Origin of the sequence: Labrys wisconsinensis (assembly GCF_030814995.1) — a bacterium.
GTDB classification, from domain to species: domain Bacteria; phylum Pseudomonadota; class Alphaproteobacteria; order Rhizobiales; family Labraceae; genus Labrys; species Labrys wisconsinensis.
Genome location: NZ_JAUSVX010000008.1, coordinates 298,387 through 320,156, shown reverse-complemented (window position 1 = coordinate 320,156; position 21,770 = coordinate 298,387). Strand labels below are relative to the sequence as shown.

At 64.4% G+C, this 21,770-nt stretch carries 20 protein-coding genes and 1 tRNA gene; 8 read left to right on the top strand and 13 right to left on the bottom strand.

Annotated features, from left to right (window positions below; all coding sequences use genetic code 11):
* Nucleotides 1-61: 61 nt before the first annotated feature.
* Entirely contained in the window at nt 62-814 is a 753-nt protein-coding gene (locus QO011_RS21945) for an SDR family oxidoreductase (RefSeq protein ID WP_307276406.1), read from the bottom strand.
* Nucleotides 815-1,304: 490 nt separating this feature from the next.
* Here QO011_RS21945 and QO011_RS21940 point away from each other — a divergent pair, with 490 nt between their 5' ends.
* The 4 genes from QO011_RS21940 (at nt 1,305) to QO011_RS21925 (ending at nt 4,600) form a co-directional block, all read left to right on the top strand.
* Nucleotides 1,305-2,150, top strand: a complete 846-nt coding sequence (locus QO011_RS21940; RefSeq protein ID WP_307276403.1) for a fumarylacetoacetate hydrolase family protein — start codon at nt 1,305-1,307, stop codon at nt 2,148-2,150.
* 67 nt (nt 2,151-2,217) lie between these two features.
* Nucleotides 2,218-3,252: an aldo/keto reductase gene (locus QO011_RS21935; RefSeq protein WP_307276400.1), complete on the top strand. Its 1,035-nt coding sequence runs from the start codon at nt 2,218-2,220 to the stop codon at nt 3,250-3,252.
* Nucleotides 3,253-3,338: 86 nt separating this feature from the next.
* Nucleotides 3,339-3,542: a tautomerase family protein gene (locus QO011_RS21930; RefSeq protein WP_307276398.1), complete on the top strand. Its 204-nt coding sequence runs from the start codon at nt 3,339-3,341 to the stop codon at nt 3,540-3,542.
* A gap of 272 nt (nt 3,543-3,814) precedes the next feature.
* Nucleotides 3,815-4,600 (top strand): SDR family NAD(P)-dependent oxidoreductase, encoded by a 786-nt coding sequence (locus tag QO011_RS21925; protein ID WP_307276396.1) that lies wholly within the window; start codon nt 3,815-3,817, stop codon nt 4,598-4,600.
* A 190-nt stretch (nt 4,601-4,790) separates the two neighbouring features.
* Here QO011_RS21925 and QO011_RS21920 read toward each other — a convergent pair whose 3' ends face one another.
* On the bottom strand, nt 4,791-6,044 hold the full coding sequence (locus QO011_RS21920; protein WP_307276394.1) for a porin: 1,254 nt from the start codon (nt 6,042-6,044) through the stop codon (nt 4,791-4,793).
* A gap of 278 nt (nt 6,045-6,322) precedes the next feature.
* On the opposite strand from QO011_RS21920, the gene QO011_RS21915 reads away from it, so the two are divergent.
* Nucleotides 6,323-6,490: a hypothetical protein gene (locus tag QO011_RS21915; protein WP_307276390.1), complete on the top strand. Its 168-nt coding sequence runs from the start codon at nt 6,323-6,325 to the stop codon at nt 6,488-6,490.
* Nucleotides 6,491-6,615: 125 nt separating this feature from the next.
* Here the strand turns inward: QO011_RS21915 and QO011_RS21910 are convergent, their stop codons facing one another.
* From QO011_RS21910 to QO011_RS21885, 6 genes are all read right to left on the bottom strand, one after another.
* The gene (locus QO011_RS21910) at nt 6,616-7,668 is read right to left on the bottom strand and encodes an aldo/keto reductase (RefSeq protein ID WP_307276387.1); all 1,053 of its coding nucleotides are present in this window, start codon (nt 7,666-7,668) and stop codon (nt 6,616-6,618) included.
* An 88-nt stretch (nt 7,669-7,756) separates the two neighbouring features.
* The gene (locus QO011_RS21905; protein WP_307276384.1) at nt 7,757-8,779 is read right to left on the bottom strand and encodes an ABC transporter permease; all 1,023 of its coding nucleotides are present in this window, start codon (nt 8,777-8,779) and stop codon (nt 7,757-7,759) included.
* A complete protein-coding gene (locus QO011_RS21900) occupies nt 8,776-9,771 on the bottom strand; it encodes an ABC transporter permease (RefSeq protein ID WP_307276381.1) in 996 nt (331 codons plus the stop codon). The genes QO011_RS21905 and QO011_RS21900 overlap by 4 nt, the downstream gene beginning before the upstream one ends.
* On the bottom strand, nt 9,764-11,248 hold the full coding sequence (locus tag QO011_RS21895) for a sugar ABC transporter ATP-binding protein (RefSeq protein ID WP_307276379.1): 1,485 nt from the start codon (nt 11,246-11,248) through the stop codon (nt 9,764-9,766). The genes QO011_RS21900 and QO011_RS21895 overlap by 8 nt, the downstream gene beginning before the upstream one ends.
* A gap of 104 nt (nt 11,249-11,352) precedes the next feature.
* Complete coding sequence (locus QO011_RS21890) at nt 11,353-12,363, bottom strand: substrate-binding domain-containing protein (RefSeq protein WP_307276376.1); 1,011 nt, start codon at nt 12,361-12,363, stop codon at nt 11,353-11,355.
* A 1,771-nt stretch (nt 12,364-14,134) separates the two neighbouring features.
* A tRNA-Gly gene (locus tag QO011_RS21885) sits at nt 14,135-14,209 on the bottom strand.
* 191 nt (nt 14,210-14,400) lie between these two features.
* Between QO011_RS21885 and QO011_RS21880 the strand changes: the two genes are divergently transcribed.
* Nucleotides 14,401-16,005: a peptide chain release factor 3 gene (locus QO011_RS21880; protein WP_370881992.1), complete on the top strand. Its 1,605-nt coding sequence runs from the start codon at nt 14,401-14,403 to the stop codon at nt 16,003-16,005.
* Between the two features lie 29 nt (nt 16,006-16,034).
* On the opposite strand, the gene QO011_RS21875 is transcribed toward QO011_RS21880, so the two are convergent.
* Nucleotides 16,035-17,099, bottom strand: a complete 1,065-nt coding sequence (locus QO011_RS21875) for an alkene reductase (protein WP_307276370.1) — start codon at nt 17,097-17,099, stop codon at nt 16,035-16,037.
* An 80-nt stretch (nt 17,100-17,179) separates the two neighbouring features.
* On the opposite strand from QO011_RS21875, the gene QO011_RS21870 reads away from it, so the two are divergent.
* The gene (locus QO011_RS21870) at nt 17,180-17,509 is read left to right on the top strand and encodes an ArsR/SmtB family transcription factor (RefSeq protein WP_307276367.1); all 330 of its coding nucleotides are present in this window, start codon (nt 17,180-17,182) and stop codon (nt 17,507-17,509) included.
* A gap of 19 nt (nt 17,510-17,528) precedes the next feature.
* Entirely contained in the window at nt 17,529-18,005 is a 477-nt protein-coding gene (locus tag QO011_RS21865; RefSeq protein WP_307276364.1) for a GNAT family N-acetyltransferase, read from the top strand.
* A 6-nt stretch (nt 18,006-18,011) separates the two neighbouring features.
* On the opposite strand, the gene QO011_RS21860 is transcribed toward QO011_RS21865, so the two are convergent.
* The 4 genes from QO011_RS21860 to QO011_RS21845 form a co-directional block, all read right to left on the bottom strand.
* Nucleotides 18,012-19,019: a LacI family DNA-binding transcriptional regulator gene (locus QO011_RS21860; RefSeq protein WP_307276361.1), complete on the bottom strand. Its 1,008-nt coding sequence runs from the start codon at nt 19,017-19,019 to the stop codon at nt 18,012-18,014.
* A 95-nt stretch (nt 19,020-19,114) separates the two neighbouring features.
* Nucleotides 19,115-19,933 (bottom strand): amino acid ABC transporter permease, encoded by an 819-nt coding sequence (locus QO011_RS21855; protein ID WP_307276357.1) that lies wholly within the window; start codon nt 19,931-19,933, stop codon nt 19,115-19,117.
* Nucleotides 19,934-19,991: 58 nt separating this feature from the next.
* Nucleotides 19,992-20,789 carry a transporter substrate-binding domain-containing protein gene (locus QO011_RS21850; RefSeq protein WP_307276354.1) on the bottom strand — a complete coding sequence of 266 codons (798 nt, stop codon included), beginning with the start codon at nt 20,787-20,789 and terminating at the stop codon, nt 19,992-19,994.
* 112 nt (nt 20,790-20,901) lie between these two features.
* On the bottom strand, nt 20,902-21,711 hold the full coding sequence (locus QO011_RS21845) for a lytic murein transglycosylase (protein ID WP_307276351.1): 810 nt from the start codon (nt 21,709-21,711) through the stop codon (nt 20,902-20,904).
* Nucleotides 21,712-21,770 lie beyond the last annotated feature (59 nt).

The window sequence follows — 21,770 nt, the reverse complement described above, 5'->3', positions numbered from 1 at the left end:
GTAGACGTTCGACCCCGGTTGATCTCCTGGGCGCCAAATCGCCAGACAGGGCGGACCGCCCTCACCCGCGCCCGATAAAGGGCATCTTCGTCGCCATCACAGTGATGAACTGGACGTTGGCCTCGAGCGGCAGGCGCGCCATGTGAACGATGGTGTCGCCGACGTGACACGGATCGAACATCGGCTCGGGCATAATTGTCCCATTGGCTTGCGCGGCCCCCTTCGCGGTGGCGGATGCCATCTGCGTCTCAGCGTTGCCGATGTCGATCTGGCCGCAGGCAATGTCATGCGCCCGGCCGTCGAGGGACAGGGATCGCGTCAACCCGGTGATCGCGTGCTTGGTTGCCGTGTAGGGAGCCGAATTCGGTCGGGGAGCATGCGCGGAGATCGACCCATTGTTGATGATCCGCCCTCCCTGGGGCCGCTGCTCCTTCATGAAGCGGAATGCAGCCTGCGCCACCAGAAAAGCCCCGGTCAGATTGACGGAGACAACCTTCGTCCACTGGTCGTATGTCAGCTCGTCGAATGGGACGCTGGGCGCGCTCGTCCCGGCATTGTTGAAGAGCAGGTCGAGCCGACCAGCCCGTGACCGTACCTCCGAAAACACGCCATCCACCGACGACGGATCGGTGACGTCAGCCGATATCGCGAACGCATGTTCGGCGCGGTCACCAGCTTGAGACCGAGTCGATTCCAGCGCCGCTTCGCGCCGCCCAACGAGGAAGACGCGGAACCCCTCGCGCAAGAGCGCCAACGCAGCCGCCTGGCCCACTCCGCTCCCCGCACCGGTCACCAGCGCCACCCTGACCGCCATCGCGGCTTTCCTCCCCTATGCCGTCAACGTGCGCCGAAGTGTCGACGGACGCTCGATCGCCTCTCATTAATTGAATTCAATTTTGCACACGCATGCTGCATGTGCAAGAGATATTGAAGGCATATTCTTGAAGATTGACGTCGACACACGGAGCGCGCGGACGCGCATAGATCACAAAACCGGATGCCAATGCCAGGGTGGGCTAATCATTTCCCAAGCAAGGCAGCCATCGAAAAGGCACATCTTTCCCTCGTAAAGCCGCAGTTCGAACCCGAACGTCGCCAATGAGAATGCATTTCCCGAACAATTGGCGAAGGCGATGGCGCAGCAAGCAATTCCATCGCGCTCCATTGGACGAGGATTCACTTGCGATCCATAACTCATCGTGCCATAGAATGAATGCAATATCACGGTGTGTTTCGCCGCAAACAAACGTGACGGAACGCCCTCCGTTTGGATTGCGATGGCACCGGCCGGAGAAAGGAATCACATGAAATTGCTTCGTGTCGGTGCGTCAGGTGCGGAGAAGCCCGCACTCCTTGATCCGGAGATGGCACTCCGCGACCTGTCGCAGATCGTGCGCGACTTCGACGAAGAGACGCTTTCGCCAGCGGGGCTGCAAAAGCTCGCCGCCATCGATTGGAAGAACCTGCCGAAAGTCCAGGGCACGCCGCGTATCGGTCCGTGCGTGCCGCGGCCACTCAATTTCGTCGGCATCGGTGCCAACTACAAAGACCACGTCGCCGAAGCAGGAATACCGATCCCTGACGAGCCCCTGGTTTTCCTCAAGGCGGCGGGATCTCATTGTGGTCCCAACGATGACATTCGGTTGCCGCGCGGCTCGACCAAGACCGACTGGGAAGCCGAGCTTGCGTTGGTGATCGGCAGCAAGGCGCAATGCGTGTCCGAAGAAGCGGCCTTGGACCATGTCGCCGGTTATTTCGTCTGCAACGATCTGAGCGAGCGCGCCTTCCAGAACGAACGGGGCGGCAGCATGATCAAGGGCAAGGGCTGCGATACATTCGGGCCCGTCGGGCCATGGCTGGTGACCAAGGATGAGGTCGCGGATCCGCAGAGCCTCGGTGTTTGGCTTGAGGTCGACGGCGTGCGGCGCCAGAGCGGCAACACCGAGCAGATGATTTTCGGTGTGCGCAAGCTCATTTCCCATGTCAGCCACTTCTTCACGCTCTTCCCCGGCGACATCATCAGCACGGGAACGCCGGGCGGCGTCGCCATGGGAATGAAGCCCAAGCCCATGTACCTCGAGGCAGGGCAGACGGTTCGCCTGGGGGTCGAAGGCTTGGGCGAGCAGACCCACCGCGTCGTGCAGGGCTAGCCAGCCATCGAGACCCTCGATCTGAACGTGACGCGCAATCGGACGACACTTGGGAGACCCTTCAGCGATGACCAACACAACACCCTTGGCGACCCGCCAGCTCGGGCGTACGGGCGTCACAGTGACCGGGCTGGGATTGGGCACGGCACCGCTTGGCGATCTCTTCGATATCGTCCAGGAGGATGAAGCTTCGGCGTTGCTGCAGGCGGCCTGGGATGGCGGCGTGCGCTATTTCGACACCTCGCCCTGGTACGGAAAGGGCCAGGCCGAGCATCGCGTGGGCCGCGCCTTCTATCGTCAGCCTCGAGACCAATTCGTCATCTCCAGCAAGGTCGGCCGCACGCTTCATCGCCCCCTCAAGCCTGGTCCGTACGATCGCGGCGAATGGCTTGGCGGCCTCGATTTCGATGCGGTGTTCGACTACAGCTACGATGGCGTGATGCGCTCCTTCGAGGACAGCCTGCAGCGCCTGGGCATCAACAGCATCGACGTGCTGCTGATTCATGACCTCGATCCCTGGCACTTCAAGCTGGAGACCAAGGTCAGCGCCTATATGAACCAGCTCTTCACGAGCGGTTGGCGGGCGTTGGAGGAATTGCGCGATCAAGGTGTCATCAAAGGCATCGGCGCCGGCTTCAACACGATGGGCACGATCCCGCGCTATCTCGACCTGTTCGACATCGATTTCTTCCTGATCGCCATGCGCTACACGCTGCTGGAGCAGGACGTGCTGGACAGCGAATTTCCGCGCTGCGCGGAACGCGGCGTCGGCATCGTCATCGGCGGCACCTACAATTCCGGCATCCTGGCCACGGGCGCGGTTCCGCACGCCATGCACAATTATGCTCCCGCCAAACCCGATATCCTGGAAAAGGTCGGGAAGATGGAGGCAGTGTGCAAGCGGCATGGCGTGCCGCTGCCGGCTGCGGCGCTGCAGTTTCCGCTCGGCCATCCGATCGTCGCCTCGGTGATCCCCGGTGCGATTTCGCGTAAGCAGGTTGCGCAGAATCTTGCTGCCTTCACCCATCCGGTTCCCGCTGATCTTTGGGCCGAGCTCAAGCACGAAAAGCTGCTTCGCGAGGATGCACCGGTTCCAGCCTAGGCGCGAGCAAACGGAGCAGCTCCCCATATGGCGATCGAAGGATTTCGTGACCGCCGTCGGCTCGTTCGGTTCAAGGAGAATGGATCATGCCGGAAGTCTATATCTATGCCCTCCAGGGCAAGACGCTCGATCAGAAGCGAAAGCTGGTGAAGGAGGTGACGGAAGCGGTGGCCCGCAATCTCGATGTTGCCGAGGACACGGTCCTGATCCAGCTGATGGAGTCGTCGCAGGAGGCGAAGGCCAAGGGAGGCGTGCTCTTCAGCGATCGCGCGACCGCCGCCAAGACCTAGAGCGTTTTCCAGCGAACCGGATACCGGTTCTCGTCAAGAAAATGCGTAAAAACAAAGAGATAGAGAGTGCGATCGATTCAACTTGAAGCGATCACGCTCTGGTCGCGCCCCATCGCACGAGACCCGTCGCCGCTTGGCGGCGACGACGGCCGCCTGGCTCGGAACGCGGCCGAAGTTGAAACAGCAAGAAGCATCGATGGGATCGGAGCAAGGGGCCTGTCGTCCGGCGAGGCCCTCCGGGATCCGCCCATCGAAGACGTTTCGGAGGAACAATGTCGAACGAACATGAGAAGAGCCCGAAGGACGCCGTTCTGGTGACGGGCGGCACGACCGGGATCGGCCTCGCGATCAGCCTTCGCTTCCTTGCTGAAGGTAAGGACGTGTACACCCTGTCCCGGCGCGGCGAGGACAATGTCGAGGAGCTCGAAGCGCTCGTGAAGGAACGCGGCCTCCCGCGACCGCATGTCCTGAAGGCGGATGTTGCGGATCGGGCGCGGCTGGTCGAGATCGCCGGCGAGTTTGAGCAAGCCGGCGTCAGGCTTCGGGCGGTAGTGGGGAGCGCCGGCATCAATATCCGGGAACTCACGCTGGCGGTTTCGGACGAAGCGATCCGGTCGATACTCGACATCAATCTCTACGGATTGATCGCGACCTTTCAGGTCTTCGGCCCGCTGGCCTTGCAGCGTCCCGGCAGCAGGTTCATTGCCATCAGTTCGCTGAATGCGATCCACGGCATGAAGCTGCGTGCGCCCTACAGCGCCGCCAAGGCCGGCGTGGCCGGCTTCGTCCGCGCGCTGGCGATCGAGTGGGGGCCGCTCGGAGCCACCGTCAATTCGATCGCGCCGGGCATCATCGAGACCCCCCTCACCCGCGGCTACATGGCGGCCCATCCCGAGAGGCGCGCAGCCGGGATCGCCCACACCCCGGTCGGCCGCCTGGGATCGGTCGAAGATATCGCGCACGCCGCGGTCTTTCTGGCCTCCGAGGGGGCGAGCTTCGTCAATGGCCACACCCTCGTCGTCGACGGAGGACTGTCGGCCGGCAGTTCGTGGTGGTAGTGCCAGGGAGCTTGTACGCCCTCTTCGCTGCCGCCGGCACTCCGCCTCGTCAGATCCAAATGGCCTGATCCGCCGCCTTCACGGCCGACCGCTGCCGGGTCTGTTCTCGTGCGCGCAGCCGACGCCGCATCGGCCATCCGGCCGCGCGGCGTCTCATCGGATCCTCCTCAATCGCCGGAATGCGATGGGATCAGAAGGTGCGCTGGATGCGAATGCGTCCGCTCCAGGCGTCGTTCTCGCTATAGGTTTGGCCGAGGGCGGTGATCGTGCCGGAGTAGTCTATGTTGCGGTAGAAGATTTCGCCGCCGATATCGAGATTCGCAACCGGCGACCAGATCGTGTTGAGGCCGAGGGTATATTCCCGGAAGTTGCGGAAGTTGCCGGTGCCGGTCAGAGCCGAACTCTGGTTGACGGAGACGTAGGTGCCCTCGACATTGGAGCGCCAGGTGCCGGGCACCCAGAAATAGGTGAAGGAGCCACCGACACCCCAGGCCTCGGTCTTCTTGATGTCGGTGCCGACGATCGCGGCGTCCGCCACGTCGACGTTGACGCCGAAGGTCGAGGTGCGGCCGGCAACGTTGGCATAGGCCGGCGCGCCGGACGTGTAGACACCGAGCACCTGGAACTTGCTGCCCTTGGTCAGATAATCATCGAGCTTGATGTCGGCGCCGGCCTCGACGGCGAAGCCGTAGTCGGTGTCGACGCGCGGGTCGGCGGCGCGGATCTGGTGAACGGCGCCACCGATCTGAGCCGTTCCCCAGCCCTGCGTCACCCTCAGATTGGCGACGACATCGGGAAGGGTCTGGCCGCCGAACCCGCTGACGCCGCCGTTGAGGTTGGGCAGCACGGGGGCCGAGCTGTTGACGCCTCGGCGGTTCAGTCCATCCTCGATGCCGAGCGTGGCCGAGACGCCGCCGTCGAACCTGGCGGTGTAGGCCAGCATGTCGGTATAGGGGGAGTTGCCGTTCGCCGGGATGGGATCGTCGAAGAAGCGCTGATTGCCGAACATCGGCCCGGTGAAGGGCTGTATCATCGACAGCTGATGGCCGGCGGTGATGCCGGCGAACTCGATGAAGGCGCGCTCGACCAGAACAGCGGTCGTCGCATTGGCCGTCTCGAAGCGCAGCGCCGTGTAGGAGCGCAGCACGCCGAGCTCGGTATTGGTGCGGGCGTCGAAATTCACCACCGCACGGTTGAAGACCGTGATGGCATTGGCGTTGCGCGTAGCCGGCTCGGCATACCGCCCTTCGACACGCACATATCCGCCGATCTTCAGGCATGTGTCGGTGCCCGGCACATAGTAGAAGCCGGTGCCGTCATCGCTGCAAACCCGCACATATTCGACAGGCTCAGCCTTGCCCATCGGCAGGTCGGCTGCCGCGGCGCCCCCCGCCATTGCCAAGCCGGCCGTAGCCCCCAGCAGAGCCCCCTTGATACTCGTCATCGATAGCCCCCAGTCCTTCGATTGCCTCCGAGTCATCGCCGGGACGCCCCCACCCCCGATTGAGCTCAACGCAAAATCCCGGGCTTGCGATGACCGATCAGCGCACCGCGTCTTCGAAGCCGCGGCCGCCAATCGATCCTGGATCTAGGTCGAGCAGGCGGAGGCGATTAGGGCCCCGAAACCGCAAGGGCTTATGCGTCGGGATCATGAATGGCCACGGAGGTTTCGATCGACATCGAAGCCACCAGGAGCTTGCGAGGAGGCCTGCGCAGCGATCGATGTCATGCGCGACAAAGGGGGTGACGGCGGGACTGGTCGTCCTCAAGGCGATGCACAATCTCTCGGACGACGTGCTGTGCGAGCGCCGGATGGGGCCCCCCTGCGACCCGGTTTTCGCGGCGGAGAACCATGCCGGCACCGCCCGCCATTCGGACGCTCGTCGCTGACGCGTCAGCGTCAGCGCATGAGATGCAATCTCATCCTCAGCACGCTGCGACGGATCTTGTGCACTCTCATCGCCGCCCCGCCCGCAGCCCCCGGCCCTCGCCTCCGGCCGCCTCGTGAAGCGATGTCAGAGATAGGGCTGCAGGAGAGCGAGATCCGCCGGGCCCAGACGCTCGGCCACCGACGCGGCCTGGTGCCAATAGGGGTAGAGCAGCGGCAGCATGCTCACCCGGTCGAGCCGGGCGCGCTCTTCCGCGGACAGCACGAGGCTGGCGGCAGCGAGGTTGTCCACGAGCTGTTCGTCCTGCCGCGCGCCGACGATGGCCGAGACGACGCCTGGTCGGCCCAGCAGCCATGCCAACGCCACCTGCGCGGCACTGACGCCGCGGGCCTGCCCGACCTCGATCAGCGCCTCGACGACATCGTAGAGCTTCGCCTCGTCGCGGACCGGCGGTTCCTGCCATTCGGTCAGACGCCGCGATCCGGCCGGATGGGGCTGCCCCCGACGATACTTGCCCGACAGCAGCCCGCCGGCGAGAGGACTCCAGACGAGGATTCCGACACCCTGGTCGATTGCAATCGGGACGAGCTCATACTCGGCCTCGCGGGCCTGGAGCGAATAGTTGATCTGCTGACTGACATAGCGCGTGTGGTTGCGGCTGTCGGCGACGGCCAGTGCCTTCATCAGATGCCAGCCGGAATAGTTGGAACAGCCGACGTAGCGAACCTTGCCGGAGTGCACGAGCGCATCCAGGGCTTCGAGCGTTTCCTCGAGAGGGGTCTGTCCATCCCATTGATGAAGCTGGTAGAGGTCGATGACGTCGGTGCGGAGCCGGCGGAGACTTTTCTCGCATTCCGTGATGATATGGTAGCGGGACGCCCCGGCATCGTTGGGACCCGGGCCGATCCGCATCCTGGATTTGGTCGCGAGCAGAACGCGCTGCCGGCGCCCCTCGGTCAGAGCCTGACCGATGATGTCCTCCGACACGCCAGCCGAATAGACGTTGGCGGTGTCGATCAGATTGACCCCGGCATCGAGACAGATGTCGATCTGGCGCCGAGCGCCGTTCACATCGGTGGAGCCGACATGGCTGAACTTGCCGACACCCCCGAAGGTCATGGTGCCCAGGCTGAGCACCGAGACCTTCAGGCCGGATTTTCCGAGCAGACGGTATTCCATCATAGCCTCCGTGGAACAAAGAATGGAACGGGCTTCGAGCTGGAGGCCTCGAAGGCCCACACCGGCCGGAGCGGCCCGCCGCCTCGTCTCATCGGCGCACGCCGCGGCCGCGCCACATCGCGACCGCGCTGACGGCGATCAGGATGGAGCCCCAGATCGCCAGCGTCATGAACTGGCTGAGGCCGAGCTGATTGAACGCCGATGATATGACCTGCAGGATGACAAGCGAGAGGATCAGGCCGCTCACCTTGCCGAACCCGCCATACGGATCGACCCCGCCCAGAACGGCGGCCAGTATCGTCGCCAGGAGATAGCTTTCCCCATAGGAGGCGTTGGCGGAATTGAACCGCGCCATCATCACCACGCCGGCGACCGCAGCCAGCAGGCTGGAGATGACGTAGATCTTCAGGATCACGCGTTTCGTGTCGACCCCGGAAAAGGCCGTCGCCTGCTCGTTCGAGCCCATGAGATAGATCGCCGCGCCGAATGGCGTGCGATTGAGCATGATCGAGAAGAGAGCTGCGCAGCCGCCGAAAAGGATGATCCCGAAGGGAATGCCGAAGACCGTGCCGCTGCCGATGAAGACGATCGGCGCAGGGAAATCGGAGATGACGGTGCCGTGCGTCAACCCGATGGCGATCCCCTTGACCATGATCATCGTGCCGAGCGTCGCAAGGATCGGCGAAACCCGGAGGTAGGCGATCACGGCGCCATTGATCAGCCCGACGAGGGCCGCGACCACCAGCCCGCTGCAGATCGCGACGACCTGCCAGATGCCCCAGGCAACTCCCCCGGAGCCGGGAACCATCGTCGTGAGCACATAGGCAATCGTCAGGCTGGAGAGATTCGCCGTCGAGATCAGCGAAAGGTTCACCCCGCCATGCAACAGCGAGATCATCATGGCGAGTGAAAGGATACCCAACTCCGGAAGTTGAAAGGCCATCGACTGCAGATTGTCGAGAGCGAGGAACTGGGCGCCGACAAGCAGCGTGAACGTCAGCATGAGCGCCAGGAGCAAGCTCAGAAGTCCGCCTTGCGTCGTCTTGAAGATCAGGCGCCTGGCGCGCGAGGCCGCGCCCTCCCGCATGGATGTCGCCGGGCTCAGGGTCATGCCGCAACCCTCCGCCGGACCTGGCCGCGGCGCATCTGGATCGCCGTGATCGACATCGCGATCAGGATGACCAGCCCACTGAAGAATTGCAGCCAGTAGGATGAGACGCCCACCAGCAGCAATCCGTTTTGCATGATCGCGAGCAGCGCAACGCCGAGTATCGTTCCCAGGACTGTTCCGACGCCGCCCGTTAGGCTCGCGCCTCCGAGCACGACCGCCGCAAGCACATCCAGTTCCTTGCCGACGAGCGAACTCGGCATGACGGTCTGCGCGAGCTGAGCCTGGGCGATCGAGGCGAGCCCTGCGGTCAATCCCATATAGCCGTAGACGAGCAGATGAAGACGAAAGACCCTGAATCCGAGCCGTTGCGCAGCCTCCGGATTGCCGCCCATCGCATAAATCTGCCTGCCGATGCTGCTCCGCTGCAACAGGCACCATGTGACGACGAAGCTGAGGACGAGCAGCAAGATCTGAAGATTCAAGGCATAGGTGTAATCATCGCTGTCCGTGACCTCGAACCAGCTGATGCCGCGTTGGAACCAGTCCGGCAGGACCGATATCCACCGGCCTCCACTGATGGTGATCAGGAGGCCGTAGAAGACGTTCAGAGTGGCGATCGTCGCGATGATGCTTCTGATCCTGAACCGGTAGATCAGCACGGCATTGAACATGCCGCACAGGACACCGACCGCGCATGCAATGAGAAAGACGACGGGCCAATTCCCGCCCACCGCTTTGGCATAGGACACCGCAACGTACTGCGCCACCGATGCGATGGCGGTGAACGACACGTCGATGCCGCCCGCGATGAGCACGACGACCAGGCCGGAGCACAGAATCGCGAGATAGGCGTTCGACGTCAGCATATCGGAAAGATTGCGCGCCGTGAAAAAGCTCGGCGAAAACAAAGACAGCACGACAACCAATGCAACGATGAAGAGCAATAGCCAGAACTCATGTCGCGAGCGGAAGCGAGCCAAGCTTTCACGCATTGATGGCCTCCGATATCTCGTGCTCTGTCGTGGCATGCGCCAGGAACTCTCGCTCGAGGCGACCGCCTCGCATGATACCGATCCTGTGGCTGTGATAGAGAACTTCGGGGACTTCGTCGGAAATCATGATGATGGCGACGCCGGTCGCGGCGAGTTTCCTGACGATGTCGTAGATGCCGTCCTTGGCGTTGATGTCGACGCCGACGGTGGGGCTGTCCAGAATGAGCAATCGCGGCGCACAGGCCAGCCACTTTGCCAGCACGACGCGCTGCTGGTTGCCGCCGGAGAGGGTCGAGACCGAATTCTCGGGGTTGGAGACCTTGATGGCCAGATCCCTGATCCAGTCCCGCACGGCGGTCTTGCGTTTCGCGGGATCGAGCAGCCCCAATGCGCCGGAAATCTTGTCGAAGATCGTCACGACGATATTCGAGGAGATCGGCTGCTGGAGGATGAGGCCGAGGCTCAGGCGGTCTTCCGAGACATAGGCGATGCCTTGCTTGATCGCGTCCCGGTTCGATCGCAGCACGACCCGGTTTCCGCCGATCCGAATTTCGCCCCTGTCCGGCGGATTCATGCCGAACAACGACAGGGCCAGTTCGGTCCGCCCCGAACCGAGCAGGCCGGTGATGCCGAAAATCTCACCCGCCCGGACCTCGAACGAGACGTCCTGATAGTCTCCAGTGCGTTCGAGATCCGACACCGAAAGCACGACGGGTGCCTTTGACAGATCCACTTCCCTGAGATCGTAGTGGAATTCCTTGCCCGTCATTAGGAAGGCCAGTTTTTTATCGTTGATGCCTGTCGCGCTGAAGGTGCCGACACACTTTCCGTCGCGCAGGACGGTGACCTTATCGGCCACCTCGAGGACCTCATCGAGCTTGTGGCTGACGAATACGATAGTGATCCCTCTTGCCTTCAGATCGGCAATCAATTGCAGCAGCGTCTTGATTTCCTGACGCGTGAGGGAGGCCGTCGGCTCATCCATGATGACAAGCTTCGCATCGCCTGCCAGGGCACGGCAGATCGCGACGATCTGCCTTTGTGCGATGGGAAGCTCCTCGACCTTCCTGTCGAGGGCGAGATTGGCGCCAATTCTTTCGACTGCGCCGAGAGCGATACGCTCAATTTCCGACCAATCCACGAGATGTGGCGATCCCAGATGCTGAGCCATGCCGATATTCTCGGCGACGGTCAGATTCGGGAACAACGACAGATCCTGATAGATGATCTGAATTCCGCACGTCGTGCTCTGATTGGGCGTGAGATGCGGATAGTGCTGCCCCTCGATCACGATCCGACCGCCGGGTTCGGGCGCCTGAACGCCGGCGATGATCTTGATCAGGGTCGATTTGCCGGAGCCATTTTCGCCGGCGATGCAATGCACTTCGCCCTGCTCGAGCACCAGATCGACATGCTCGAGGGCACGAACCCCGCCAAACCGCTTCGAGATGTCGGATAGCTGCAGAAAAGCTGCCATGCGGCGTTTCCATCCGGGCTTCGGTTCGGCTCGGACCATGCGACAGGGCTGGGATGGCAAAGGGCCGGGCGCTTTCGCCCTGCCCCTCGACGACCCCGAGCGAGTCACAGGCCAGCGGCGACCAGTGAATCGACGTTGTCGGTGGTAATCTCCAGCATCTTGTCGAATTGTATCGCCTTGTTCGCCGGGTCAACGGACGCCTTGCCCAGGTCAGCGATTTCCATGTCGGCAACGATCGGCGTGCCGTCGAGCAAAAGCTTGGCAACGGCCACCATGGCATAGCCGGATACAGTCGGGTTCCACAAAGTGCATTCCCGAATGATCTTTCCCTTGAGCAACGCCTGCGCCTGGCTCGGCACGCAAGTGCCGACGACCGCGATCTTCTTCTCCATATGCAGTTGCTTGATCGCGTTGCCGGCACCGATCGGCCCGTTCGAGCCCTCCGCCAGAATGCCGGCGACATCCGGATAGGCCTTGACCACATCAAGTGTGGTTCGCTGCGAAACGTCGACCTCGTCGCCGCCGGGGAAGCGGTCCGTGGCGAGCGTCATGTTGGGATAGTGGGCCTTTTGATACGCGATCGCCGCGTCGGCCCAGACATTGTGCAAGGGCGTGGTCAGCGTGCCGACATAGACGACGTATCGCCCCTTCTCGCCCATCGCTGCCGCCAGGCGTTGCATCTGGATTTCGCCGAACGTCTTCGAGTTGACCAGATCGACATTCCAGTCGCGGCCGTCCTGGTTCGGTCCTTCCAGGGTGACGACCTTGATCCCCGCCGCCTGGGCGCGCTTGAGCGATGGCGCGCAGACCTTCTCGTCGAGCGGCACCAATCCGATGACGTCGACCTTCTGGGCGATGACATCCTCGATCAGCTTGACCTGCTGCGCCGGATCGGGGGTTGCAGGGCCGATCAGGGATGCGGTGATCCCGAACTTCTGGCCGCCTTGAGCGACGCCGTCCGCCATCATGTTGACCCAGGGAATGCCCGCGATCTTGTGGATGACGACCATGCGCCTGGCCTCGGCGGCAGAAGCGCTCGCCCGCAGGCCGAGCGTGCCAGCCATCGCCGTCGCGCCGACCGCCGCGAGCACATGCCGTCTGTTCATGAAAGCCATAGGTTCTCCTCCGTTCCGCGCTTCCTGCCGGCATCGCCTGGTTGCTCGGCGGACGCTTAATTCAATGGTGGTTAAGTTTGTGAGCTTGTCAATAAAAAATGAATGCATTTTTTCGAAAACATATATGACTCAACAATCCACCGCATGCATATATTCCACCGACCCTGCGCTCCTTCCTAAATTCTGGACGGCAGGAATCGTGTGAACGGCTTGATCCGCCGCCCGCCTCTTCGAGTGAAGCGTGAAACGGGAACGATTGGAATCGCAACGCGATCAATCATTGAGTTCACACCCTCGAAACTCATGAGTGATATTTTATGCAAAATCTTCGTCACCCGACCAGTCCGGTGATTGTTCGCGACTGCCGATCGGCGGATCGACGGCGCATGGCGGCGGTGCAATCGGTTCGCCGACGACGGCGCCGGTCGCAGACCCGGCGCCGATCACGGGCCACCTCGGAGGCTCCGGCCACGCACGGCGTAATCGGGTTTCTTCACGGACGACTATCAAGCGCGGGCAGCTCGCCTAGCACACTCAAGACCGCGTGACGAAGATGCGGCAGACCACTGAGTTCCTTCGCCAGCAGGTCGATCGATTACCAGCTACGTACAGCCGCCGACTCTATGTCACGGCGAGAGAAATTCGAATTTTCCAACAACTCGGCCACTATCGTCCAACCAAACCGTCCAATACTGCGGAATCAATGGCGCAGCACTGGACCCGTAAATCAGTGCGGTTTTGCAGCTCGTTATGTCGAGAGGGGGGGTAAAGGGAGCGCCACAGGGTTCCTCCCTGCTCGGAAGGCCAAGCGCATCGATCACCTCCTGCCTAGTCATACCGACCGATACAGCGCCAAAGCGAGCATTCAGGCTAGTGCCATGAAACTCGCAAGTGCTTACAAGGACTATTGGGATCAAGATGATCAAAATGACGATCACAAATCGCTTTCGTCCCACGACGCCATCCTATTCTAGATGTGAGCAGACCAGTTCGTCGCCCCTCAGCTGTACAAAGGCGGACAGGTCGCCCAGTCTGCTAGACGGTCAGCTTATTCCTCCCAGGAAGGTAGCATGTCTTTTTCATCTACCTGGATTAAAGCCCCCAATACCAGCTGGCACCTGTCCTCCTTGATCAATCGAAATTGTCGTCGCCCCAAGTTGCACATCCGCCATCACGGATACCGTGGGAGGTAATATCTCTGGCATGAACGCATTCGGGTCAGTTGGCCACACGTCGATCATACCACCACTTCCCAAAGCACCGCGCGTACCCCTTGCGCAGTCGTGAGCGGCCGTGGGGTGCCGCGGCGTGAGGACGGCAGCTCCGGTCGTACTATCGGCCGTCCAATCGCACTAAAGAAAACGGAAGAGAAGGAGAACATTCGTGTGCATTTTTTGCACACCGCGCCTCATAAAACCTTGTTTCTACTTAGATATCCATCCAGCCCATCATTGGAATGATCGGAGTTGGAACCGCGGCCTTTCTAAAGATCGCCAGACTTTCCAGTGGCCACGCTCCATTCCTCTCGAAACCCATGCTCCGGATCCTATGCTGCCAATGACAGAACCAGCAATGCGGCCCAGCCGTGACACGGTGGCTTCTCCAGCATGAAAACGCCGATGCACGTCGACGGGTTTGTAGCCGCGTGGAACGATGCGCCTCGCCCGGGGCGTTTGCTCAGCCTGAGACGTACGGTGTTGACCAACCCGAAAAACAGAAAAGCCACCCGGAGGTGGCCTTCTTCTAACTCCTTGTTCTTACAAGGAAAATTTGGAGCGGGCGAAGGGATTCGAACCCTCGACCCCAACCTTGGCAAGGTTGTGCTCTACCCCTGAGCTACACCCGCATCCTGGGTACGCCGAACACCGCCCGGCGAGGCCGCTCGTATGCCAAAGGGCCGCGGGGATTGCAACAGGGAAAATCGCGGCCTGTGCAAAAGATCGCATCGGCCCTGTGCCCTCACCCGCCCCGGCGCGTGACGCGCGGCGCGTTTCGTGCCACAGAGCCGGCAACATCGCGCCATTGCCGGATCTCGCCTTGAACGACCTCTCGCCCCATCCCGCCACGTCCCCCCTCGCCCACGAGGTGGAGCGGCGACGCACCTTCGCCATCATCTCGCATCCCGATGCGGGCAAGACCACGCTTACCGAGAAGCTGCTGCTGTTCGGCGGCGCCATCCAGCTCGCCGGCCAGGTCAAGGCCAAGGCCGACCGGCGCAACACCCGCTCGGACTGGATGTCGATCGAGCGCGAGCGCGGCATCTCCGTCGTCACCTCGGTGATGACGTTCGAGCATGGCGGCCTCGTCTTCAACCTGCTCGACACGCCGGGCCACGAGGACTTCTCGGAGGACACCTACCGCACGCTCACCGCCGTCGATTCGGCCGTCATGGTGATCGACGCCGCCAAGGGCATCGAGGCGCGCACGCGCAAGCTGTTCGAGGTCTGCCGCCTGCGCGACATCCCGATCATCACCTTCATCAACAAGATGGACCGCGAGGGCCGCGACCCCTTCGAGCTGCTCGACGAGATCGAGAAGACCCTGGCGCTCGCCACCGTGCCGATGACCTGGCCGATCGGGCGCGGGCGCGACTTCGCCGGCACCTATGACTTCGCCGCCCGGCACGTGCGCCTGGTCGATCGCGACGAGGACGCGGTGCCGATGGCGGCCGACGACGTCGCCGGCATCGCCCGGATCGCGCCTCGCCTCGATGCGGCGGCGACCGCGGAGGAATTGTCGCTGGTGCAGGAAGCCTGCGGCGACTTCAACCTGCGGGCCTTCCGCGAGGGGCACCTGACGCCGGTGTTCTTCGGCTCGGCCATCAAGAATTTCGGCGTCGGCGACCTCCTGAAGGGGCTGGGCGACCATGCCCCCGCCCCGCGCGACCAGGCCGCCTCCAGCCGCGTGGTGCACGCGACCGAAGACAGGCTCTCGGCCTTCGTCTTCAAGATCCAGGCGAACATGGATCCCAACCACCGCGACCGCATCGCCTTCGCGCGCCTGTGCTCGGGCAAGCTGACGCGCGGCATGCGGGTGAAGCTGATGCGCACGGGCAAGAGCATGAGCCTCAACGCGCCGCAGTTCTTCTTCGCCCAGGACCGGGCGCTCGCCGAAGAGGCCTATGCCGGCGACGTAGTCGGCATCCCCAACCACGGGGCGCTGCGCATCGGCGACACGCTGACCGAGAACGAGGACATCACCTTCCTCGGCGTGCCGAGCTTCGCGCCGGAGATCCTGCGCCGCGTCCGCCTGCCCGATGCGATGAAGGCCAAGAAGCTGAAGGACGCGCTGCAGGACCTGGCCGAGGAAGGCGTGGTGCAGTCCTTCCGCCCGCGCGACGGCTCGCCGGCGCTGGTCGGCGTGGTCGGTGCGCTGCAGCTCGACGTGCTGCAGAACCGGCTCGAGGCCGAATATGGCCTGGAGATCCGCTTCGAGCCGTCCGAGTTCGCGCTGGCGCGCTGGATCTCGGCCGAGAACCGGGCCGACCTCGACAAGTTCGTCGCGGCCAACGCCTTCTCGATCGCCGACGACCTCGACGGCGACCCGGTGTTCATGGCCAAGTCCGCCTTCGACCTGCGCTATCGCGGCGAGCAGGCCCCGGCGATCCGCTTCGCCGATATCAAGGACGTCAAGCGGGGGTGATCCCCCGCTTCGTCCAAGCGCCGGAGAGGTTACGCCGCTTCCGTCTGCAGCAGGGGATAGTCGGTGTAGCCGAGCGTGCCCTTGGCATAGAAGGTCGCCGGGTTTGGCTCGTTGAGCGGCGCGCCGAGGGCGAAGCGCTCGACCAGGTCGGCATTGGCGATGTAGAGCTTGCCGAAGGCCACCGCATCCGCCTCGCCCGCGGCCAACGCCGCCTCGGCCGTCTCCTCGGTGAAGCCGTCATTGGCGATGAAGACGCCGCCGAAGGCCTTGCGCACCGCCGGCGCCAGGCGCGGTGCCTCCAGCGATTCACGGCCGCAGATGAAGGCGATGCCGCGCTTGCCGAGCTCGCGCGCCACATGGGAGAAGGTCTCCTCCGGCGTCGAATCGCTCATCGAATGCGAGTTGCGCCGCAGGTTCAGGTGCATGCCGACCCGGTCGGCGCCCCAGACCGAGATCACCGCGTCGGTCACCTCGAGCATCAGCCGGGCCCGGTTCTCGATCGAGCCGCCATAGCGGTCGGTGCGCTTGTTCGAGCCGTCCTGCAGGAACTGGTCGAGGAGGTAGCCGTTGGCGCCGTGGATCTCCACCGCATCGAAGCCGGCCGCGCGCGCGTTCTCGGCGCCCCTGCGATAGGCCTCGACGATGCCGGGGATCTCGTCCGTCTCCAGCGCGCGCGGCGTCTCATAGGCCTTCTGCGGCCGTACCAGGCTGACATGGCCTTCCGGAGCGATGGCGCTCGGCGCCACCGGCAGCGCCCCGTCGAGATAGACGGGATCGGAGATGCGGCCGACATGCCAGAGCTGCAGCGCGATGCGCCCGCCCGCCGCATGCACGCCGTCGACCACCAGCTTCCAGCCCGCCACCTGCTCGCCCGACCAGATGCCGGGCGTGTCGGGATAGCCCACGCCCATCGGCGTGACCGAGGTCGCCTCGGTCAGGATCAGGCCGGCCGAGGCGCGCTGGACATAATAGTCCCGCATCAGCGCGTTGGGCACGCGGCCCTCGCTCGCCCGCGTGCGCGTCAGCGGCGCCATGACGATGCGGTTCGGCAGCTCCAGCGCGCCGATCTTTATCGGGTCGTGCAAATTCGGCATGATGCCTCCATATGAGGAAACGAACAGCGAGGGATTAAAGTTCGATGTTCATCGAACATCGAATATAAGTGGACTCCGGCATGAAGCAACACCCTCACCCCGAAGTGAACGAGATCAGCCTCACCGGCATCCTGGCCGCACTGAGCGATCCCGTGCGCCTGGACATCGTCGCCTCGCTGGTGGCGGGCGAACGCGGCTCCAGCGAGTTCGACTGCAAGGTCGCCAACTCCACGCTCAGCCACCACATCAAGGCGCTGCGCGAGGCCGGGGTCATCTGCCATCGCAAGGAGGGCACCCGCTGCTTCGTGTCGCTGCGACCGGACCTGGAGCAGCGCTTCCCCGGCCTGCTGGCCTCGGTGCTGCGCTTCGCCCCGCCGCAGCCGCCGACGCCGGCCCTCGCGGCCGGCTGATCCCCTGCGGAGCCTGCCCGTGGCCGTGATCAGAGCCTTTGCGCCGGACGATCGCGACGGCCTGGCCGACCTGATGCTGGAGCTGCAGCGCCATTACCGGGTGCCCGAGCCGCCGCGCGAAGAGCTCCTCGGCCACCTCCGCGCCCTGCCGCCCGGCGTCGAGATCCTGGTGGCGGCGCAGGATCGCGACATCGTCGGCTTTGCCGCCCTCGCCACGCTGTTTCCCGGCGCGGGATTGCGGCCCCAGCTCTTCCTCAAGGAGCTGTTCGTCGCCGCCCGCGCCCGCAAGGCCGGCGTCGGCCGGCGGCTCGTCGCGACGGCGGCGCGCATCGCCCTGGAGCGCGGCTGCCGGCGGATCGACTGGACCACCGAGCGTACCAACGCCCCCGCCCGCGCGCTCTACGAGAGCCTCGGCGCCGGGGTGGTCGCGGAAAAGCTGGTCTATCGCCTCGAAGGCGCGGCGCTCTCGCAGCTGGCGGCGGACGCGGCGGACTGACGCCGCCTATTGCACCCGCGGCCGCACCGAGCGGCGCTCGACCAGCTCGGGCGGCAGGGCGAGCATGTGCGGCAAGGGCGTGCCGCTGTCGAGATGCTCGATCAGCACCCGCGCCGCGGCCTGGCCCATCTCGAAGGCGGGCTGGCGGATGGTGGTGAGCGGCGGCGCGGTATAGGCGGCGATCTCCGAATCGTCATAGCCCATCACCGAGAGGTCGTCGGGCACCCGGAGCCCGCGCTCGTGCGCCGCGCACAGCGCGCCGATGGCGAGCATGTCGTTGATGCAGAACAGCGCGTCCGGCAGCGGCCCGGGACGGGCGGCGAGCTCCCCCAGGGCCCGGTAGCCGCCGGCGATGGTGAAGTCCGAGCGAACCACCAGGGCCGGATCGAGCGCCGCCCCCGCCTCGGTCAGCCCGGCACGGAAGGCCTCCAGGCGCGTGGTGCCGCGGGGATGGCCGGCAGGGCCGGTGATGCAGCCGATGCGGCGGAAGCCGCGCTCGACCAGGAAACGGCCGGCCAGCCGTCCGCCCATCTCGGAATCGTCGTTGATGACGCAGTCGACCAGCCCCTCGGCCGTGTCCAGCGCCACGACAGGCAGCACGCCGTTGGAGTCGAGCTGCTGCAGGAAGTCTGGCGAGGCGTTGGTGGTCATGACGACCAGCCCGTCGATGCGCCGCGCCGCCAGGGTGTGCCAATAGGCCTCCAGCCGCTCGGCGACGTCGCCGGTATTGCCGAGGATCAGCGTGTAGCCGCGCTCGAAGCAGCCGGCCTCGACGCCGCGCATCACCTCGGCGAAGAAGGGATTGACGCTGGTGGTCACCAGCATGCCGATCGCATGGGTGCGGTTGGCCTTGAGCGCCCGGGCGATGCCGGAGGGCCGGTAGCCGAGACGGCGGATGACGTCGCTGACCCGCTCGCGCGTCTCCGGCGCCACCGGGCGCGTGGCGTTCACCACGTGCGAGACCGTGGTGACGGAAACGCCCGCTTCCCGCGCCACATCCTTGATCGTCGACAAGCCCTGTCACTCCGCGCCCGAAGACGGAGGGTAAGGGCAGGACACGCCGGCACGCAAACCTTTGCTGTGCTGCGCCGCAGCAAGCAACGCGCCGCTCACGCCCTTTCGTGCCGGCGCAGGCGCGCCTCGAGCCGCCGCACCAGCACCGACAGGCCGATGGTCATGACGAGGTAGAAGAAGGCCACCACCGTATAGGTCTCGAAGAACAGGAAGGTCGCGGCCGAGTAGGTCTTGCCGATCTGGGTGATGTCGCCGACGCCGAGCACGGAGACGAGCGAGGAATCCTTCAGCATCGAGACGAGGTCGTTGCCGAGCGGCGGCAGCATGGTCTTGAACGCCTGGGGCAGCACCACGAGGCGCAGGGTCTGCCAGCGCGACAGGCCGAGCGCCTGCGCCGCCTCGGTCTGGCCCTTGGCCACCGCCTCGATGCCGCCGCGCACCACCTCGGCGATGAAGGCGGAATAGCCGAAGGTCAGGGCGGTGACGGCCCGCCACTCGAAGCCGAAATCGCGCACGCTGATCTCGGGCAGGAAGCCGGCCGCGATCGCCGGCGCGAAGGCGGCGCCGTAGCCGGCGATCACGGCCGGGCCGACGGCAAAGGCGATGTAATAGAGCAGCACCAGCATCGGCACGCCGCGCATCACCTCGACATAGGCTTTCACCGGCTCGCTGAGCCAGCGCCGCGGCGACACCAGCGCCAGCGCGATCAGCGTGCCGAGCACCAGCGAGGCGAGATAGGCCATCACCGAGACGCGCACGGTGACGAGGAGCCCCTGGCCGACGGCGGTGAAGATGGCGCTGTAGCGCGGGCTGGCGAGGCCCAGCGCCGCCAGCCCGACGGACAGCGCCACGAGGATCGCCGCCCACCAGGGAATCCGGGCCAGGCGCGAAGGCTTCGACGGCGGAGCGCTCACCGCGGCCGCCCGCGGGCGGCGCAGCGCGGCAGGCCGCGGCGGACCGGCCGGGGGCGCATCAGTTCGTGATCTTGTAGTCGTAGAACCACTTCTTCTCGAGCCTGGCCAGGGTGCCGTCTGCCTTCATCGCGGCCAGCGCCGCATTGACCGGCGCCACCAGGTCGGAGCCCTTCTTGAAGATGAAGCCGAACTCGTCATGGCCGAGGCCCTTGCCGACGATCTTGAACACGCCCGGCGCGGCATCCATGTTGCCCTGCGCCCCGGCCATGTCCATCAGCACCGTGTCGACGTCGCCGACCTTGAGCGCCTGCAGCGAGGCGCCGAAGGTCTCGAACAGCTTCAGGCGCGGGCTCTTGTCGTTGCCGCCGAGCAGGTCCGAGACGGCGACGTAGAAATTGGTGGTGCCGGACTGCGCCCCGACCAGCAGCTTGGCGTCGGCGCCGAAGGACTTGGCGTCGGCAAAGCGCTTCTCGTTGCCGCGCACCAGCATGAACTGCTCCGACACCATGTAGGGATCGGAATAGTCGATCTGCTTCCTGCGCTCGTCGGTGATGGAGATGCCGTCCATGCCGATGTCGAACTGGCCGCCCTGCACCGCCTGGATCATGCTGTCCCAGGCCGTCGTCTGCCATTCCACCGTGGCGTTGAGGCGCCGGGCGATCTCGTTCACCGCGTCATATTCCCAGCCGATGCCCTTGCCGGTCTTGGGATCGGTGAAGTTCAGGGGGTAATAGGCGTTCTCGGTGACGGCGACGATTCTGCGGCCCTTGAGGTCGGGCAGGCCCGCGGCGGGCGCGGGGACGGCGGCCAGCGTCGCGACGGCGAGCGCGAGGCCGAGAAAGGCGCGGCGAAACATCCTGGAGCTCCGTTCAGCAGACCGGGGGACCGGGACTTTGGCACGGGACGTTCCGCTGGGACAGAGGGCAGATGCCGCCCTCCCCCGCCGACGCCGCGCCCGGCCTGTCGCGTCAGGATTCGCCGGCGATGCGGTTCGCCAGCAGCGCGATCGTCCGGGCGTAGATGTCGCTCTTGTTCCACTCCTTGATCACGGCGAAATTGGCCGTGCCGGGATCCCAGGGCTGGCCGGCGACCCAGCCGTAGCTCTTGAGATAGTTGGCGGTGGAGGCGAGCACGTCGGGCACGCTGTGCAGGAGGTCGCGCTTGCCGTCGCCGTCGAAGTCGACGGCGAACTTGATGTAGGAGCTCGGCATGAACTGGGTCTGGCCGAGCTCGCCCGCCCAGGCGCCGCGCAGGGCCGAAGGCGGCATGTCGCCCTCGTCGAGGATCTTCAGCGCGTTGATCAATTCGTCGTGGAAGCGGTCCGAGCGGCGGCAGTCATAGGCCAGCGTCGCCAGGGAGCGGATGGTCTGGAAATTGCCGATATTGGCGCCGAAATCGGTCTCCAGGCCCCAGATCGCGGTGAGGACCGGCCCGGGTACGCCGAAGCGCTCCTCGATGCGCGCGAGCAGCGCCTGGTTCTTGGCGATGAACGCCTGCGCCTTCTTGATGCGGTAGGCGTTGACCATGCGGCCGGAGAACTCTTCGAAGCTCTGCTTGAACACCTTCTGGTTGCGGTCATAGCCGATCGTCTTGGGATCGTAGGTCACGCCGTCGAACGCCGCCGTGACGGTGGCCTGGGAGATGCCCGCGCTCGTCGCCTCACCCTTGAAGGCTTCGAGCCAGGCGGGAAAGCCGCTAGCGTCCTGGCCGCACTGCGCGGCGGCGGCCGGCGCAGCCGACAGGAGGGTGATGAAGGCGAAGAGAACGGAACGGCGCATGATCAGGATCCCAGGAAGACGGCTCATTAAGCGCAAGCACAGCCGCCCCACAGGCTCAA

Excerpts from the sequence above, each read along its gene's own strand:
- QO011_RS21945 (WP_307276406.1), bottom strand. The coding sequence starts at position 814 with ATGGCGGTCAGGGTGGCGCTGGTGACCGGTGCGGGGAGCGGAGTGGGC.
- QO011_RS21935 (WP_307276400.1), top strand. The coding sequence starts at position 2,218 with ATGACCAACACAACACCCTTGGCGACCCGCCAGCTCGGGCGTACGGGC.
- QO011_RS21900 (WP_307276381.1), bottom strand. The coding sequence starts at position 9,771 with ATGCGTGAAAGCTTGGCTCGCTTCCGCTCGCGACATGAGTTCTGGCTA.
- QO011_RS21870 (WP_307276367.1), top strand. The coding sequence starts at position 17,180 with ATGAAGCAACACCCTCACCCCGAAGTGAACGAGATCAGCCTCACCGGC.
- QO011_RS21895 (WP_307276379.1), bottom strand. The coding sequence starts at position 11,248 with ATGGCAGCTTTTCTGCAGCTATCCGACATCTCGAAGCGGTTTGGCGGG.
- QO011_RS21890 (WP_307276376.1), bottom strand. The coding sequence starts at position 12,363 with ATGGCTTTCATGAACAGACGGCATGTGCTCGCGGCGGTCGGCGCGACG.
- QO011_RS21875 (WP_307276370.1), bottom strand. The coding sequence starts at position 17,099 with ATGCCGAATTTGCACGACCCGATAAAGATCGGCGCGCTGGAGCTGCCG.
- QO011_RS21925 (WP_307276396.1), top strand. The coding sequence starts at position 3,815 with ATGTCGAACGAACATGAGAAGAGCCCGAAGGACGCCGTTCTGGTGACG.
- QO011_RS21915 (WP_307276390.1), top strand. The coding sequence starts at position 6,323 with ATGTCATGCGCGACAAAGGGGGTGACGGCGGGACTGGTCGTCCTCAAG.
- QO011_RS21845 (WP_307276351.1), bottom strand. The coding sequence starts at position 21,711 with ATGCGCCGTTCCGTTCTCTTCGCCTTCATCACCCTCCTGTCGGCTGCG.
- QO011_RS21930 (WP_307276398.1), top strand. The coding sequence starts at position 3,339 with ATGCCGGAAGTCTATATCTATGCCCTCCAGGGCAAGACGCTCGATCAG.
- QO011_RS21910 (WP_307276387.1), bottom strand. The coding sequence starts at position 7,668 with ATGGAATACCGTCTGCTCGGAAAATCCGGCCTGAAGGTCTCGGTGCTC.
- QO011_RS21850 (WP_307276354.1), bottom strand. The coding sequence starts at position 20,789 with ATGTTTCGCCGCGCCTTTCTCGGCCTCGCGCTCGCCGTCGCGACGCTG.
- QO011_RS21905 (WP_307276384.1), bottom strand. The coding sequence starts at position 8,779 with ATGACCCTGAGCCCGGCGACATCCATGCGGGAGGGCGCGGCCTCGCGC.
- QO011_RS21920 (WP_307276394.1), bottom strand. The coding sequence starts at position 6,044 with ATGACGAGTATCAAGGGGGCTCTGCTGGGGGCTACGGCCGGCTTGGCA.
- QO011_RS21940 (WP_307276403.1), top strand. The coding sequence starts at position 1,305 with ATGAAATTGCTTCGTGTCGGTGCGTCAGGTGCGGAGAAGCCCGCACTC.